The sequence below is a fragment of the Pseudobutyrivibrio ruminis HUN009 genome (assembly GCF_000703005.1).
Taxonomy (GTDB): Bacteria; Bacillota; Clostridia; order Lachnospirales; family Lachnospiraceae; genus Pseudobutyrivibrio; species Pseudobutyrivibrio ruminis_A.
On the sequence record NZ_JNLH01000001.1, the window covers coordinates 1,966,763 to 1,981,992 of the forward strand.

19 protein-coding genes are annotated in these 15,230 nt (G+C 39.0%); all 19 read left to right on the forward strand.

Annotated features, from left to right (window positions below; translation table 11 throughout):
* The 19 genes from BO15_RS0108835 (at window position 1) to rseP (ending at window position 15,221) form a co-directional block, all read left to right on the forward strand.
* Window positions 1-2,097 carry a chemotaxis protein CheA gene (locus BO15_RS0108835; protein ID WP_033153992.1) on the forward strand — a complete coding sequence of 699 codons (2,097 nt, stop codon included), beginning with the start codon at window positions 1-3 and terminating at the stop codon, window positions 2,095-2,097.
* Window positions 2,098-2,111: 14 nt separating this feature from the next.
* Window positions 2,112-2,579, forward strand: coding sequence for a chemotaxis protein CheW (locus BO15_RS0108840; protein ID WP_033153993.1), 468 nt, complete (start codon window positions 2,112-2,114; stop codon window positions 2,577-2,579).
* Between the two features lie 12 nt (window positions 2,580-2,591).
* The gene (locus BO15_RS0108845) at window positions 2,592-3,206 is read left to right on the forward strand and encodes a chemotaxis protein CheC (protein ID WP_033153994.1); all 615 of its coding nucleotides are present in this window, start codon (window positions 2,592-2,594) and stop codon (window positions 3,204-3,206) included.
* 13 nt (window positions 3,207-3,219) lie between these two features.
* Window positions 3,220-3,708, forward strand: coding sequence for a chemotaxis protein CheD (locus tag BO15_RS0108850; protein WP_033153995.1), 489 nt, complete (start codon window positions 3,220-3,222; stop codon window positions 3,706-3,708).
* A gap of 28 nt (window positions 3,709-3,736) precedes the next feature.
* Window positions 3,737-4,039, forward strand: coding sequence for a hypothetical protein (locus BO15_RS0108855; RefSeq protein WP_033153996.1), 303 nt, complete (start codon window positions 3,737-3,739; stop codon window positions 4,037-4,039).
* 35 nt (window positions 4,040-4,074) lie between these two features.
* Window positions 4,075-4,839 (forward strand): FliA/WhiG family RNA polymerase sigma factor, encoded by a 765-nt coding sequence (locus BO15_RS0108860; RefSeq protein WP_033153997.1) that lies wholly within the window; start codon window positions 4,075-4,077, stop codon window positions 4,837-4,839.
* Between the two features lie 44 nt (window positions 4,840-4,883).
* Window positions 4,884-5,210: a hypothetical protein gene (locus BO15_RS0108865; RefSeq protein ID WP_033153998.1), complete on the forward strand. Its 327-nt coding sequence runs from the start codon at window positions 4,884-4,886 to the stop codon at window positions 5,208-5,210.
* 78 nt (window positions 5,211-5,288) lie between these two features.
* Entirely contained in the window at window positions 5,289-5,951 is a 663-nt protein-coding gene (locus BO15_RS13270; RefSeq protein ID WP_157752333.1) for a DUF6115 domain-containing protein, read from the forward strand.
* The gene (locus BO15_RS0108875) at window positions 5,951-6,520 is read left to right on the forward strand and encodes an endolytic transglycosylase MltG (RefSeq protein ID WP_033153999.1); all 570 of its coding nucleotides are present in this window, start codon (window positions 5,951-5,953) and stop codon (window positions 6,518-6,520) included. Before BO15_RS13270 ends, BO15_RS0108875 begins: the two co-directional genes overlap by 1 nt.
* Before the next feature lie 158 nt (window positions 6,521-6,678).
* Window positions 6,679-7,410 (forward strand): 30S ribosomal protein S2, encoded by a 732-nt coding sequence (gene rpsB / locus BO15_RS0108880; protein ID WP_033154000.1) that lies wholly within the window; start codon window positions 6,679-6,681, stop codon window positions 7,408-7,410.
* A gap of 2 nt (window positions 7,411-7,412) precedes the next feature.
* Window positions 7,413-8,336 (forward strand): translation elongation factor Ts, encoded by a 924-nt coding sequence (gene tsf, locus BO15_RS0108885; protein WP_033154001.1) that lies wholly within the window; start codon window positions 7,413-7,415, stop codon window positions 8,334-8,336.
* Window positions 8,337-8,450: 114 nt separating this feature from the next.
* Window positions 8,451-9,365, forward strand: a complete 915-nt coding sequence (locus tag BO15_RS0108890; protein ID WP_033154002.1) for a polysaccharide deacetylase family protein — start codon at window positions 8,451-8,453, stop codon at window positions 9,363-9,365.
* A 20-nt stretch (window positions 9,366-9,385) separates the two neighbouring features.
* Window positions 9,386-10,162 (forward strand): polymer-forming cytoskeletal protein, encoded by a 777-nt coding sequence (locus BO15_RS0108895; protein ID WP_033154003.1) that lies wholly within the window; start codon window positions 9,386-9,388, stop codon window positions 10,160-10,162.
* A 22-nt stretch (window positions 10,163-10,184) separates the two neighbouring features.
* Complete coding sequence (gene pyrH, locus BO15_RS0108900; protein ID WP_033154004.1) at window positions 10,185-10,889, forward strand: UMP kinase; 705 nt, start codon at window positions 10,185-10,187, stop codon at window positions 10,887-10,889.
* Window positions 10,889-11,443 (forward strand): ribosome recycling factor, encoded by a 555-nt coding sequence (frr, locus tag BO15_RS0108905; RefSeq protein WP_033154005.1) that lies wholly within the window; start codon window positions 10,889-10,891, stop codon window positions 11,441-11,443. The genes pyrH and frr overlap by 1 nt, the downstream gene beginning before the upstream one ends.
* A gap of 64 nt (window positions 11,444-11,507) precedes the next feature.
* Entirely contained in the window at window positions 11,508-12,206 is a 699-nt protein-coding gene (locus tag BO15_RS0108910) for an isoprenyl transferase (protein ID WP_033154006.1), read from the forward strand.
* A gap of 12 nt (window positions 12,207-12,218) precedes the next feature.
* Window positions 12,219-13,022 carry a phosphatidate cytidylyltransferase gene (locus tag BO15_RS0108915; protein WP_033154007.1) on the forward strand — a complete coding sequence of 268 codons (804 nt, stop codon included), beginning with the start codon at window positions 12,219-12,221 and terminating at the stop codon, window positions 13,020-13,022.
* 12 nt (window positions 13,023-13,034) lie between these two features.
* On the forward strand, window positions 13,035-14,183 hold the full coding sequence (locus BO15_RS0108920) for a 1-deoxy-D-xylulose-5-phosphate reductoisomerase (protein ID WP_033154008.1): 1,149 nt from the start codon (window positions 13,035-13,037) through the stop codon (window positions 14,181-14,183).
* Window positions 14,184-14,186: 3 nt separating this feature from the next.
* A complete protein-coding gene (gene rseP, locus BO15_RS0108925) occupies window positions 14,187-15,221 on the forward strand; it encodes an RIP metalloprotease RseP (RefSeq protein WP_033154009.1) in 1,035 nt (344 codons plus the stop codon).
* The last annotated feature ends 9 nt before the right edge of the window (window positions 15,222-15,230 follow it).

The window sequence follows — 15,230 nt, forward strand, 5'->3', positions numbered from 1 at the left end:
ATGGATGTAAGTCAATATTTAGATATCTTTATCGACGAAACAAGTGGTCATATTCAAAGCCTTTCCGACAATATTATGGAGTTGGAAAAGGAACCAGAGAACAAGGATGTTGTTAATGAAATCTTCCGTGCAGCTCACTCTTTAAAGGGTATGGCTGGTACAATGGGATTTAAGAGAATGCAGCGTCTTACCCATGATATGGAAAACGTATTCCAGGAAGTAAGAAACGATAATGTAAAGGTTAATTCTTCGCTTATCGATATTCTTTTCAAGTGCTTGGATGCTATCGAAGCATACTTGGATACTGTTAAAGCTACATCTAATGAGGGTACAGAAGAAAACGAAGCCCTTATTAAGCTTTTAAATGATTACCTTGCACAGGCTGAAGGTGGTGAAGCACCAGCAGCAGATGCAGCTCCTACAGAATCAGCAGAGCCAGCAGCTGACGCAGCATCAGGTTCAGCTGATGGCCCATTATTCAAGCAGATTAAGCTTGAACCAGAGGCTATTGAAAAATTAAAAGGTGAAAAACAGTTATATGGATTTACAATTCATATCAATAAAGAGTGCTTACTTAAGGCAGCCAGAGCATTCCTTGTTTTCAAAGCAGTAGAAGAGTTTGGTACAATTATGGCCTTTGATCCTAGCTCATCAGATATTGAAGATGAGAAATTTGAGTTTGACTTCTCATTTATCTTATCTACAGAAGCAGAATTAGATCCAATTCTTGAAGCTGTTAAGGCTGTTTCAGAAATTGAATCAGTAGAGGCCGAAAAGGTAACACCAGAAATGTACGAAAAGAAGGAAGAGGAGACAGCACCAGCAGAAGCAGCGCCAGCAGCGGCAGCAGCACCTGCAACTCCAGCGGCACCAGCGCCAGCTGCTAAGCCAGCAGCATCTGCAGCTAAGTCAGGCGGCAAGAATCAGCCAGCTAATAAGCCAGTTACTTCACGTACAATTCGTGTAGATATTGAAAAGCTTGATGCTTTGATGAATCAGGTATCCGAGCTTATTATTGCAAAGAACTCACTTGCTTCACAGAGTAATGCATCTGGTGAAATTGATGGCCAGACATTACATGAAAATATCGAATATCTTGAGAGAATTACAACAAACCTTCACGAGTCAGTTATGAAGGTTCGAATGGTTCCAATCGAATCAGTAGTTGCTAAATTCCCTCGAATGATTCGTGACCTCGATAGAAAACTTAACAAGCCAATGGAGCTCGTTATGACTGGTGAGGACACAGAGCTTGATAGAACTGTTGTTGATCAGCTTGGTGATCCACTTCAGCATTTACTTCGTAACTCTGCTGACCATGGTATTGAGTCTCCAGAAGATAGACGTGCAGCTGGCAAGCCAGAAAAGGGAACAATTTTCCTTAACGCTTTCCAGGAGGGCAACAACGTTATCATCGAAGTTGGTGATGATGGTGGCGGTATCAATACTGACAAGGTTCGTGATAAGGCTGTAGAGCGAGGTCTTGTTACACCAGAAGAAGCTGAGAACCTTTCTCAGAAAGAGATTATCGACTTCTTGTTTATGCCTTCATTCTCTATGGCAAAGCAGATTACAGATATCTCTGGTCGAGGCGTAGGTCTTGACGTTGTTAAGAGTAATATCGAAGCACTTGGCGGTGATGTATCTGTTAAGTCTGTACTTGGCGAAGGTTCTACCTTCACAGTTAGACTTCCACTTACACTTGCTATTATTCAGGCACTGATGGTTGAAATCAGAGATGAAAAATATGCAATCGCACTTGCTTCTATTATGAACATTGAAAATATACCTAAGTCTGAAATCAAGTACGTTGAATCTAAGGAGGTTATTCACCTTAGAGGACAGGTTATTCCTCTTATCCACTTGGATAACATTCTTGATTTTGAGCCAAAGGAAAGCGACGAAGATACAATGACAGTTGTTATTTGTAAGAAGGGTGATACTCTTGGTGGTATTATCGTTGACAACCTTATTGGCCAGTTAGAAATCGTTATTAAGTCACTTGGTAAGCTTGACAACAATAAGCTCATCAGCGGTGCTACAATCCTTGGTGATGGTGAAATCGCTATGATTCTTGATGTCAATGCAGTTATTTAATAGGAGGTTAGACCATGTCAGATTTAGCTATGTATGATGTAGTTGAAAAAGAAAAAAAGCAATACATTGTAGTAAAAATAGGCGGCGAGCATTATGGTATCGACATTTCCTTTATTGATAACATTGTTCGTATGAGTAAAATTACAAGAGTTCCAAAGGCTCCTTCTTACTACAGAGGAGTTATCAATCTTCGAGGCGAAGTTGTTCCGGTTATGAGCCTTCGTAGAAGAATGAATCTTGATGATGATGAGTTTACAGATGCATCTAGAATTATTATCCTTAAACTTGATGGCGGCGGATTAATGGGTGTTATTGTAGACGAAGTTAAGGAAGTTCTCTCATTATCTGAGGACGATATTGAAGCACCATCTTCTACACTTAAGAGCAAGAACTCATTTATTAATGGTGTTGGAAAGAATGGTGATGAGCTTATTTCTATTTTTGAAATTAGCTCAATAATAGGGGAGAACGATGCTTCTTAAAGGGAGGTAAGTATGCTCACACTAGATGAGGTTAATTCTAAATATTTTGATGTCCTCAAGGAAATAGGTAATATTGGCGCTGGCAATGCAACAACTGCCATCGCCAATATGCTTGGCCTTAGAATCGACATGAGCGTTCCAGAAGTGGCTTTTTTGCCTGTTGAGGATTTAGGCTCAGCGATTGGAGCAGAGGACGAAATTATAGTAGGCATTATGCTTGGTGTTGAACAGGATATCGATGGTTCTATGATGTTCCTTATGGATATGGCTTCAGCTCACCATATTGTTAATAAGCTTATGATGAGAGATGATAGCTATTCTGAGCCATTTGATGAAATGGATTTATCAGCAATAAAGGAAATCGGAAACATTATTGCAGGATCGTATTTGTCCGCACTTTCAGGACTTACAAATCTTACAATAGTTCCTTCAGTACCATTTGTAGCAGTTGATATGGCAGCAGCTATTCTTTCTGTGCCTGCAGTACAATTTGGTATATTCGGAGATAATGCACTGATGATCAATACTGAATTCTCTGATGATTTGGGAATCAAGGGGCATTTTATTTTGATGCCAGAAGAAGATTCTTATGCAAAAATATTAACGGCACTTGGTGTACCAATCTAAGGAGAGTGAGAGTATGGGGCAGATGATTAAAGTCGGCATGGCCGATCTAAAAATATGTAAAGCTCCGGATGCACTGACTACTATTGGTCTCGGTTCGTGTATTGGAATTGCATTATATGATCCATCTACAAAGATTACTGGCTTGGCACATATAATGTTGCCTGATAGTACAGCTATTCGTAATAATTCTAATATTGCGAAGTTTGCTGATACAGGCATACAGAAGCTTTATGATGACATGCTTAAAGCTGGGGCAAACAAAATGAAGCTAGTAGCAAAAATAGCAGGGGGCGCTAAGATGTTTGAAATGCCTGGCGCGTCCGCTGCTGGCATAAATGTCGGGGAGAGAAATGCAGAGGCTTCCAGAGCGAAGCTGAAGGAGCTTGGAGTTAGGCTTGTTGCAGAAGACTGCGGTTTAAACTATGGTCGTACAGTTGAAATCTATAGTGAAACTGGAGAGTACTATATAAAAGCAGTTGGCAAAGAGCTTAAGATTATTTAAAATATATAATGAGTGGTTGGAGGAACAAATGAATACTAAGCCTATTCCTATAATAATTACACTAGCAGCAGCGCTTATATCTTGTGTGGTTTCGATTGTTCAAAGGGCTGGTTTTTCAGTTTTCCTTAGCCGTTTAGTTATTGTAGTTGCCGTTTTTTTAGTAATGGGAACTATCATTAAAATGGTGCTTGATTATTCCTTCAAAACATTAGAGCCACCGGCTTCTATTGATGACCAATTGGAAAACATAGTTCCAGATGGTGAGGATATTGGGCAAACAGAAGAAATTGACACCACAGAAGACAACTCGTTAGAATCAGAGGAAGGCTAAATAATTCTGATTAAACGTTACTAAAGGGGGCATAAATGAAGGCAGCTGACAAGGAAAAGCTTTGGGACAAATATAAGGTTAGCCCATCCCCAGAGCTTAGAGAGCAGTTAATACTTGAATATGCATCGCTTGTTAAAATTGTTGCAGGACGTCTTTGTATGTACTTGGGTAACACCGTTGAATACGAGGATTTATGCAGCTATGGTATCTTTGGCCTCATTGATGCGATTGATAAGTTTGATTTAGCTAAGGATGTTAAATTCGAAACATATGCAAGTCTTCGCATCAGAGGATCGATTTTGGATCAAATCCGTAAAATGGATTGGATTCCACGTACAATCAGACAGCGTCAGCGCATGATTGATGATGCAATCAAGACTATTGAAGCTCGCACTGGACATAGTGCTTCGGACGAGGAAGTCGCAGCAGAATTAAATATATCTTCTGATGAATTTTTGAAATGGCAATCACAGCTTAACGTTACTAATGTTGTTTCGTTGAATGAATTTGTTGAAGCTGGAAATGAACCAGTTATGGAAGCAGAACACAATTCTCATTTCATTCAGCCAGAAGACAACATTTCTAAGCAAGAACTTACTCAAAAGTTACAAGAGGCATTAGATAAACTTACAGAAAAAGAAAAACAAGTCATTCTTTTATATTATTATGAGGATATGACTTTAAAAGAAATAAGTGCAGCTCTTGAGGTTTCTGAATCAAGAGTTTCACAACTCCATACCAAGGCTCTTCAAAAGATGAGAGGCTCACTTGGAGAATATATGGGAATATTAATAAAATAGTGTTGGCAGTTTAATTGTATGGTATTCCATAGGGAGGGAATGTTATGTCAATTAGTCCTATTAATTTTAATGGAATGATCCAAAATACCAACGAAATTAGCAATACTAAGGCTAATGAGGATCAAAAGCCAATGCTTCAGCAGGAAGTTTTGACAGCCACTGTCGAAAAAAAGCAGGAGCAGCAAGCCAAACAGGTCAATGATTTATACAACGCAAAGCGTACTGAGGATAAATATGACCGTGAAGGCAATGGCAAAGGTTATGAAGGAAATAAAAAACGCAAACCCTCTAAGATTAAACAAGAAGAAAAGCTAGAAGGTGACGGCAAAATCTCTGAGAAACCCACACCTTCATTTGATATGAGAGTTTAACGTAGGGGGACTAAGATGACAGTTCTTGAAATTACACTCCTGATCATAGGCTTAGCCTTTTGTATTGGGAGTTTTTTTGTGTCTGAAAAGTTATCAAGCAAAGACAAAGAAAATCTTCAAAAGCTTACAAAAGAGCAAATAGAAGAAATCATAAAAGACAAAATGGCTGATGCTAAGGTAGAAATGGAAGATAAGCTTTCCGTTACTATCGATGAAGCTATGGAAGAAATGGACCGCAAAACAGATAAAGAAACAAATGAGAAGATTATGCAAATCTCTCAGTATTCAGATACTGTTTTGGAATCTGTTGATAAGTCCCATAAAGAAGTCACATTCATGTATTCGATGCTTAATGAAAAACAGCAGGATGCAGTAGATATGACAAAAAAGCTTTCGGACTTGGAGGATACGCTTGTTGCCTTGGATTCTTCCATTGCTAAGAAGCTTGATTTGCTTAGAGATAGAGAAATCGAAATAGCTGAAGAAAAGCAAAAGCTAGAGCAGGCTAAAATCGAGTTTGAGTCTAAAACTACGGAGGCTAAGCCAAGTGAACCTGTATCATTTACAGAAGCCTTAGCTGAAAAATTTGCAGATGAAACAGTTCGTCCAAAGCAAAATGACAATCTTGAAATATTAACGCTTCATGACGAAGGTCTTAGCGAAGTAGAAATTGCTAAAAAGCTGGGTAGAGGCTTGGGAGAAGTTAAGTTTGTTCTCGGATTATATCAGGAGGGCAAATAATGAAACTGAAATATTACATGAGAGGTATAGGCATAGGTGTATTATTCGCGACACTTTTGCTTACTATTAGTTTTTACTTTGGTAGTACGGGTATTTCTTCAAAGGAAATGACTGATGAAGAAATAATCGAAAAGGCAACAGAGCTTGGCATGGTTATGCCAGAAGATGATTCTGAAGAACAAGAAAATCAAGAAAATCAAGAAGAAGCTACTGAAGAACCTGAAGATGCAAACTCAGAAGCACAATCAACAGAAGAAGAGATCGCAGAAGAGTCTACAGAAGAATCTGAGGTTGAAAATGAGCCTGTTGTGGAAAGCTCTGAGACTACCGTCAAATACATTCCTTTTACTGTAAACAGTGGCGAATCATCTGATACGGTTGCAGCAAATCTTTATAGTGCAGGACTTGTTGATTCTGCTTCAGAATTCAACGATTACATGAATACACTAGGCGTTGATAATAGAATTCAATCTGGTACATTTTATGTAAGAACAGATAGTACATATGACGACATAATAGTTTTACTTGTTAATAAAGACCATAGAACAACTACACCACCCACCGAGTAACACCTTATATTAGGTGTTGCATGGTGGGTTTATTTATGGTAAACTTTTAGAGCTGTTGAAAATACACGCATAAGGACTGACATTGGTTCCCAACCTACAGTAGGCGGGGTGGTTGTCAGGAGGAATTATGCGGAAGAAACAAACCAGGAGGTATTAAAATGAGTGTTATTTCAATGAAGCAGTTACTCGAGGCAGGTGTTCACTTTGGACATCAGACACGTAGATGGAACCCTAAGATGGCTCCTTACATCTACACAGAGCGTAATGGTATCCACATTATCGACCTTCAGAAGTCTGTAGGTATGGTAGACGATGCTTACGATGTTATCTTCGACATCGCACAGCAGGGTGGTACAATCCTTTTCGTAGGTACAAAGAAGCAGGCTCAGGATGCTATCGCTACAGAGGCAGAGCGTTGCGGTATGTTCTATGTAAACGAGAGATGGCTCGGTGGTATGCTTACAAACTTTAAGACAGTTCAGACAAGAATTGCACGTCTTAAGGAAATCGAGAAGATGGAAGCAGACGGAACATTTGACCTTCTTCCAAAGAAGGAAGTTACTCAGCTCAAGAAGGAGCAGGAGAAGCTTACAAAGGTTCTCGGCGGTATCAAGGAAATGAACCGTATTCCAGATGCTATTTTTGTTATTGATCCTAAGAAGGAGCACATTTGTATCCAGGAAGCACACGCACTTGGTATTCCACTTGTAGGTGTTTGCGATACTAACTGTGATCCAGATGAGCTTGATTACGTTATCCCAGGTAACGACGATGCTATCCGTGCAGTTAAGCTTATCGTTGCTAAGATGGCAGATGCTGTTATCGAAGCAAAGCAGGGTGAAATGAACGAGGTTGCTGAGGAGTCAGCAGAAGCAGAAGAGGAGGCATAATTATGGCAGCTATTACAGCAGCAATGGTAAAAGACCTTCGCGAGCAGTCTGGCGCAGGTATGATGGATTGTAAGAAGGCACTCACTGAGTGCGATGGTGATATGGATGCAGCTTTCGAACTCCTTCGTAAGAACGGTGCTGCAAAGGCTGAAAAGAAAGCATCTCGTATCGCTGCAGAGGGTATTTGCAAAGTTGTAGTTGAAGGCAATACAGCTGTTGTTCTTGAGGTTAACTCAGAGACAGATTTCGTTGCTAAGAACGAGAAGTTCCAGACATATGTAGAGAAGGTTGCAAACCAGATTCTTAAGTCTGATGTTACTACAATCGATGAGTTACTTGCTCAGCCATGGGCAGAGGATTCATCAAAGACAGTTAACGACGTACACGTAGAGATGGTTGCTACAATCGGCGAGAAGCTTTCACTTCGTCGTTTTGAAAAGGTAGTATCTGACGGATTCGTTGTTTCTTACACACACGGTGGTGGACGTATCGGCGTTATCGTTGATATGGCTGGCGCTGAGAGCGACGCAGCTAAGGAAGCAGCTACAAATATTGCTATGCAGATTGCAGCTCTTAATCCTAAGTATGTTAGCCGTGATGAAGTATCAGCTGATTACATTGCTCACGAGAAGGAAATCCTTCTTGCTCAGATTATGAACGATCCTAAGGAGTCACAGAAGCCTGAGAAGGTTATCAATGGCATGATCGAAGGTCGTGTATCTAAGGAACTTAAGGAAATCTGCTTACTTGATCAGGTATACGTTAAGGCTGAGGATGGAAAGCAGACAGTTGCTAAGTACTTAGAGCAGGTTTCTAAGGAGACAGGTTCTGAGCTCAGCATCAAGAGATTCGTTCGTTTTGAAACAGGCGAAGGTCTTGAGAAGAAGGTTGAGGATTTCGCAGCAGAGGTTGCAGCTCAGTTATAATTTTGTTTTCATTAAAGAGTCCACATTTAGTGGGCTCTTTATTTTTTACCCCCTTTATATTGAGAAATCGTTGTGATAAAATAAAAGAGAAATTTTTATGGGGAGGATTTTGTTTTGGAGAGTTCATTTGAGGGGCTTGAGAGACAAAGGGCAAAGCGCAGACGCGTAGCCAGGATGAAAAAATTTATTGTCACTACTGTTTTAGTATTTATGCTACTTACAATTACTGTAATGGGCTTCCTTCTTTTTGAAGTTTTCTCTTTACAGAGACAGTTGGATAATCTTGCTAATCAGGTTTATGTTACTACTGATGTAGAAAATGAAAGTGAGATGGTGGATGACAGTATTTTGGATGATGTCTACCAAGTCGATAACGTTGATAATATTGCTGAAGAGGGTGATATACCCATGGTATATTTGACATTCGATGATGGCCCTAGTAGCAACACTGATCAAATATTAGATATTTTAGACGATTATAATGTAAAGGCTACATTCTTTGTTTGTGGCAAGGATTTAGAGCTTTACGGTGAACAATACAAACGCATCGTAGATGAAGGACATACCATAGGTATGCACTCATATAGTCACAATTTTGGTGAGATATATGCATCTGAGGATGCTTTTGCTCAGGATTATAACAAAATTCATAATTTAATTTTAGAAACTACAGGTGTTGACACAAAATATTACCGTTTTCCAGGTGGAAGCAGTAATAAGGTCAGCACTACGAGCATGTCTACTTTCATTAATTATTTAAATAATCAGGGCGTTGTTTATTATGATTGGAATGTTGCATCGGGAGATGCTACATCTTCTGCGTTTACAACAGAACAGCTTATTGATAATGTAATGAAGGATGTGGTAAAATACAAAACGTCTGTAGTATTGTTGCATGATGCTTCTAATAAAAATGCGACAGTTGAGGCTTTACCTGGATTGATTGAATCTTTACAAGAGCAGGGGGCCATGATTTTACCAATCACAGATGAAACAACCGTTATACAGCACGTAAACGTTGTACAATAATATGTTATGGAGGAATTGTAATGGGCTTTTTTAAGGATTTCAAAGAGGATTTTAATGACGCTTTAGACGAAATGGCTGGCGCTGAAGAGACATCTACAGAAGAAGTTATGGTTAATACCTTAGATGGCGATATTGACGTTGAGTCTGAGCTTAACAAGCTTGATGGTCTTTTAGAGCAAGTCACTAAAAAGGTTGAAACACCAGCTGAAAAGCAGGCAGAGGCTCCTGTTACTACAGAGCCAGTTGAGGAGAAAAAATCATTCTTCTCAGAGACAAAGAAAGAAACAAAGATGGAGGCACCAAGAACAATGGATGTTATGGGAAATGCTGCTGATACTAACAAAGCAGTTGCAGATGAGAACGCAGTTATTACAGCAGGAATGAAGGTTACAGGTAATGTAGAATCAATCGGTTCTATCGAAGTACAGGGAGAGATTGTAGGAGATGTTGCATGTAATGGCAAGCTTGTTGTTACAGGTAAGGTTAATGGTAACTCATCATCTTCAGAGTTCTTCGCTGATGCTGCAAAGATCGAAGGCGAAGTAGTTACAACAGGTACAGCAAAGGTTGGCGTTGGTTCTGTTATCATTGGTAACATTACAGCTACATCTGCAGTTATCGCAGGCGCTGTAAAGGGTGATATCGATGTTAATGGTCCTGTAGTTGTTGATACATCAGCAGTTGTTATGGGTAACATCAAGTCTCGTTCAGTACAGATTAACAATGGCGCTGTTATCGAAGGCTTCTGCTCACAGAGCTACTCAGATGTTGATGTAAACAGCGTATTCGCAATCTAATAGATAAAGGATTATTACAAAAATGAAGAGAGTATTACTTAAGCTTAGTGGAGAAGCACTTTCAGGTGATAAGGGGTTTGGTTTTGACGAAGCTACATGTATGATGGTAGCAAAGCAAGTTAAGAAGCTTGTAGATGATGGCGTTCAGGTTGGTGTCGTTATCGGCGGCGGCAATTTCTGGAGAGGTCGTTCATCAGAAAATATTGATCGTACAAAAGCAGACCAGATTGGAATGCTTGCTACAGTTATGAACTGTATCTATGTATCTGAAATTTTCAGAGCAGCAGGCATGCGCACATCAGTGCTTACACCTTTTGAGTGTGGCAATTGCTCAAAGCTTTATTCTAAGGATAGAGCAAACAAGTATTTCGAGAGAGGAATGGTTGTATTCTTTGCCGGTGGTACAGGTCATCCATATTTTTCAACAGATACAGCTACAGTACTTCGTGCAGTAGAAATCGAAGCAGATGTTATCCTTCTTGCTAAGTCAATTGATGGTGTATATGACAGTGACCCAGCTAAGAATCCTGATGCAAAGCGCTATGATAAGATTAGCATTCAGGAAGTTATCGACAAAAAGCTTCAGGTTGTTGATATGACTGCTTCAGTTATCGCAATGGAGCAGCAGATGCCAATGTATGTATTCTCTCTTAATGAAGAGGATTCTATAGTAAAAGCAATTTCAGGCAAATTTAATGGCACAGTTGTGTGTGTTAAGGAGGATTAATGGATAATATACTTTCAACTTACGAGGAGAAAATGACAAAGAGCTTCAACAATCTCGAAAGCGAGTTTACTACTATTCGAGCAGGTAGAGCTAATCCACATATTCTTGACAAGATTACTGTTGATTATTATGGAGCTCCAACTCCACTTCAGCAGGTTGCAAATATCTCTGTTCCAGAGCCTAGACTTATTCAGATTCAGCCTTGGGAGCCATCATTGGTTAAGGAGATTGAAAAGGCGATTAATATGTCTGATATTGGTATCAATCCTACAAACGATGGTAAGCTTATTCGTTTAGTTTTCCCAGAGCTTACAGAAGAACGTCGTAAGGAAATTGCCAAGGACGTTAAAAAGCATGGTGAAGATGCAAAGGTTGCTATTCGTAACATTCGTAGAGATGCTATTGACCAGTTAAAGAAGCATTCAAAGGATGAAGGCGTTTCTGAGGATGAGATAAAGGACCTTGAGGATAAGTGCCAAAAGATGACTGACAAGTTCATCGCTGAGGTAGATAAAGCTGTTGAGGCTAAGACAAAAGAGATTATGACAGTTTAAACTAGTCTATTTATGGGGCACAGTTATTGTGCCCTTTTTCATTATATTTTATTTTGGAGGTGCTATGAACGTACCAGAGCATATAGCTATAATACTAGATGGAAATGGCAGATGGGCCAAATCAAAAGGAATGCCTCGTACATACGGACATACTGTAGGGGCTAAAAATGTCGAAACCATTTGTAGAGCAGCACATGATTTAGGAGTAAAATACGTTACCATGTATGCTTTCTCTACTGAAAACTGGTCTAGACCTGACGATGAAGTTAAAGCTCTTATGAAGCTTTTAGGGGAATATATAAAGACATGTATGAAGACAGCCAAAAAGGATAACCTTCGTGTTAGATTTATTGGCGATTTAACAAAGCTTGATGACAAACTTAGAACAGCTATTGCTGAGCTTACAGAGTACTCATCACAGTTTACAGGTCTTACACTTACTATTGCTATAAATTATGGTAGTAGAGATGAAATGACTAGAGCAATTCGAAAGGTTGCAGAGGATGTCAAAGCTGGAAATATCAAATCAGAAGATATTACAGAGGATGTTTTTTCAGGCTACTTAGACACTAAGGATATCCCTGATCCAGATTTTATGATTAGAACATCTGGTGAGCAGCGACTTTCAAACTATCTGTTATGGCAATTAGCATATTCAGAATTTTACTTTACACCAGTTCCTTGGCCAGAGTTTACACCAGAGGAATTAAAGAAGGCTGTAGAGGAATACGATAAGAGAAACCGAAGATTCGGTGGTATATAGGAAGGATTATATATGTTTATTACTAGATTAATTAGTGGAATTATTCTTGTAGCTCTTGCACTTTTATTTATTTGCACAGGTGGAGATGTTCTTTTAGCAGTAATGCTTGTTTTGTCACTTATCGGCATGTTTGAGCTTTATAGAATCTTTAAAGTTGAAAAGAGCTTACCTGGTATTCTAGGTTATCTTGCTTGCATTACATACTATTTAGATTTAAGATTTCAATTCTGCCAGGATGTTATGGTAATTGTCCTTGCATTTTTGATTTTATTATTAGCTGTATTTGTGTTTAGCTATCCAAAGTTCCATAGTCATCAGATTATGGCAGTATTCTTTGGTTTATTCTATGTAGGAGTGATGCTTTCATTCCTCTACCAGACACGAATGCTTACAAATGGCCAGTTTATTGTATGGCTTATTTTCCTTTGTTCTTGGGGATGCGATACATCTGCATACTGCGTGGGCGTATTGTTTGGAAAGCACAAGATGTCTCCAATTCTTTCACCAAAGAAATCTATTGAAGGAGCTGTTGGTGGAGTAGTTGGTGCAATGTTATTCACAGCGATTTACTGCTATGTTATTTCAGCAGTATTCAAGATGGATGATTTTGCAATTCTTCCGCTTGTTATCATTTCTGGAGTAGGTGCGCTTATTTCCATGGTAGGTGATTTAGCTGCTTCAGCAATTAAGCGCAATTTCGAAATAAAAGATTATGGAAAATTGATTCCAGGACATGGCGGAGTGCTTGATAGATTTGATAGTGTTATTATCACTGCACCTATAATTTTCTTCTTAGCTTATTATTTTTACGTATAAAGAGGTAGTAAAATGTCACAGAAGTTAGCTTTACTTGGTTCAACAGGTTCAATTGGAACCCAGACATTGGACATAGTTTCACAAAATCCAGAGGATTTGCAGGTAGTTGCAATGTCCTGCGGAAAGAATCTAGATTTGTTTGAAAAGCAAATCAGAAAGTATCATCCTACACTTGTTTCTGTGGGAACAGAGGAGCTTGCAAAGGATTTAAAGACAAGACTTTCTGATATGGATATAGATATTCATTTTGGAATGGAAGGACTTATTGCTGTTGCCACTTGTGAAGAGGCTGACACTGTAGTTACTGCCGTAGTTGGAATGATTGGAGTTCAGCCTACTATTGCAGCTATCAATGCCAAAAAGACAATTGCTTTAGCAAACAAGGAGACACTTGTTACTGCAGGTCATATAATCATGCCTCTTGCAAAGAAAAAAGGTGTTTCTATTCTTCCAGTTGATAGCGAACACAGCGCTATTTTCCAATCATTAAATGGCGAGAGACATAATAAAATTTCAAAGATTCTTCTTACTGCTTCGGGTGGCCCTTTTAGAGGCAAGACTCTTGAGCAGCTTGAGAACGTTAGAGTAGAAGATGCATTGAAGCATCCAAACTGGTCTATGGGCGCAAAAATCACTATCGATTCTGCCACAATGATCAACAAAGGTTTGGAAGTTATGGAAGCTAAGTGGCTATTCGATGTAAATCTTAGCCAGGTAGAGGTTGTGGTACATCCTCAGAGCGTCCTTCATTCTGCTGTTGAATTTATGGATGGAGCAGTAATTGGCCAGATGGGTACACCTGATATGAGATTGCCAATCCTTTATGCTCTTTTCTATCCAAATCGTAAGACTCTTTATGCTGAGCCTCTGGATTTATTCAAAGTAGGTTCACTTACATTTGAAAAGCCAGATATGGAAACATTCTATGGTCTATCTTTGGCTTATGATGCAATGGATGCAGGTGGAAATGTTCCAACTGTCTTTAATGCTGCCAATGAAAGAGCTGTTGCAAAGTTCTTGAATAATAAAATCAAGTTTTTGGAGATTCCAGAAATCGTATCAGAAGCAATGATTAATGTTGATTTCATTGAGAATCCTACAATCGAACAGGTTCTTGAAACTGAAAAGATGACTTACGATTTCATTGAGAGCAGGTGGTAAAAAATGAAGATTATTCTAGCTATACTAATTTTCAGTTTCATAATTATTTTTCATGAGCTAGGACATTTTCTTTTTGCAAAGAAGTGTGGGGTTAAGGTAAATGAATTCACCTTGGGACTTGGCCCAACCTTGATATCTTGGGGAAAAGGCGAAACAAAGTATTGCTTAAAGCTTCTTCCATTCGGAGGTTCTTGCGTAATGGAAGGCGAGGATGAGGAAAGCGACAGCGATAGAGCATTCAATAATAAATCCCTATGGGAGAGATTTCAAATCGTTTTCGCAGGACCTTTATTTAACTTTATTTTGGCTTATATCCTTTCTGTAGTTTATATTGCAGCTTTAGGAGTAAATGACGCTACCATATCTGATGTTATGGAAGGGTATGCGGCTGAAGAAGCAGGTATGGAGGCTGGAGATACAATCATTAGCATTAATGGATATAATGTTCATTTTTACAATGAAATTAGCATCTACACATTCCTACATCCAAACGCAGAAAGTTACGATATTGTCTATTCACGTGATGGTGAAAAGCATGAGACTGAGTTAGTGCCAACATACTCTGAAGAAACCGGCAGAAAAATGATTGGCATTATCAAGAATGCGGAATACAAAAAGGTATCACCAATTGGTGTTTTGAAATACGCAGCTTACGAAATCAAATATCAGATTTACGTTACATTATCTAGCTTAAAGATGCTATTTACAGGCCAGATATCTGTAAATGAAGTGTCAGGTCCTGTGGGAGTTGTTACTACCATTTCTGATGTTTATGATCAATCGATTAGCAGTGGCTTGTTTTATGTATTTATCAATCTATTATCAATCGCAATTCTTCTTACTGCCAACCTTGGCGTTATGAACCTATTGCCTTTCCCAGCCCTTGATGGTGGAAGAATTCTTTTGTTTATCATCGAAGGTATTAGAGGCAAGAAGATGAAGCCGGAAATTGAGAATGGCATAAATCTTGTAGGATTTGCATTGTTAATGGTTTTAATGGTTGTTGTTATGTACAACGATATTCTTAAGCTTATGTAGAGGTAATAT

What these genes read in the sequence shown, in the direction of transcription:
- rseP (WP_033154009.1), top strand. Translation starts at nt 14,187, where the DNA reads ATGAAGATTATTCTAGCTATACTAATTTTCAGTTTCATAATTATTTTT.
- rpsB (WP_033154000.1), top strand. Translation starts at nt 6,679, where the DNA reads ATGAGTGTTATTTCAATGAAGCAGTTACTCGAGGCAGGTGTTCACTTT.
- BO15_RS0108920 (WP_033154008.1), top strand. Translation starts at nt 13,035, where the DNA reads ATGTCACAGAAGTTAGCTTTACTTGGTTCAACAGGTTCAATTGGAACC.
- BO15_RS0108895 (WP_033154003.1), top strand. Translation starts at nt 9,386, where the DNA reads ATGGGCTTTTTTAAGGATTTCAAAGAGGATTTTAATGACGCTTTAGAC.
- BO15_RS0108845 (WP_033153994.1), top strand. Translation starts at nt 2,592, where the DNA reads ATGCTCACACTAGATGAGGTTAATTCTAAATATTTTGATGTCCTCAAG.
- BO15_RS0108860 (WP_033153997.1), top strand. Translation starts at nt 4,075, where the DNA reads ATGAAGGCAGCTGACAAGGAAAAGCTTTGGGACAAATATAAGGTTAGC.
- BO15_RS0108855 (WP_033153996.1), top strand. Translation starts at nt 3,737, where the DNA reads ATGAATACTAAGCCTATTCCTATAATAATTACACTAGCAGCAGCGCTT.
- BO15_RS0108910 (WP_033154006.1), top strand. Translation starts at nt 11,508, where the DNA reads ATGAACGTACCAGAGCATATAGCTATAATACTAGATGGAAATGGCAGA.
- BO15_RS0108850 (WP_033153995.1), top strand. Translation starts at nt 3,220, where the DNA reads ATGGGGCAGATGATTAAAGTCGGCATGGCCGATCTAAAAATATGTAAA.
- pyrH (WP_033154004.1), top strand. Translation starts at nt 10,185, where the DNA reads ATGAAGAGAGTATTACTTAAGCTTAGTGGAGAAGCACTTTCAGGTGAT.
- tsf (WP_033154001.1), top strand. Translation starts at nt 7,413, where the DNA reads ATGGCAGCTATTACAGCAGCAATGGTAAAAGACCTTCGCGAGCAGTCT.
- frr (WP_033154005.1), top strand. Translation starts at nt 10,889, where the DNA reads ATGGATAATATACTTTCAACTTACGAGGAGAAAATGACAAAGAGCTTC.
- BO15_RS0108865 (WP_033153998.1), top strand. Translation starts at nt 4,884, where the DNA reads ATGTCAATTAGTCCTATTAATTTTAATGGAATGATCCAAAATACCAAC.
- BO15_RS0108875 (WP_033153999.1), top strand. Translation starts at nt 5,951, where the DNA reads ATGAAACTGAAATATTACATGAGAGGTATAGGCATAGGTGTATTATTC.
- BO15_RS0108840 (WP_033153993.1), top strand. Translation starts at nt 2,112, where the DNA reads ATGTCAGATTTAGCTATGTATGATGTAGTTGAAAAAGAAAAAAAGCAA.
- BO15_RS0108835 (WP_033153992.1), top strand. Translation starts at nt 1, where the DNA reads ATGGATGTAAGTCAATATTTAGATATCTTTATCGACGAAACAAGTGGT.
- BO15_RS0108915 (WP_033154007.1), top strand. Translation starts at nt 12,219, where the DNA reads ATGTTTATTACTAGATTAATTAGTGGAATTATTCTTGTAGCTCTTGCA.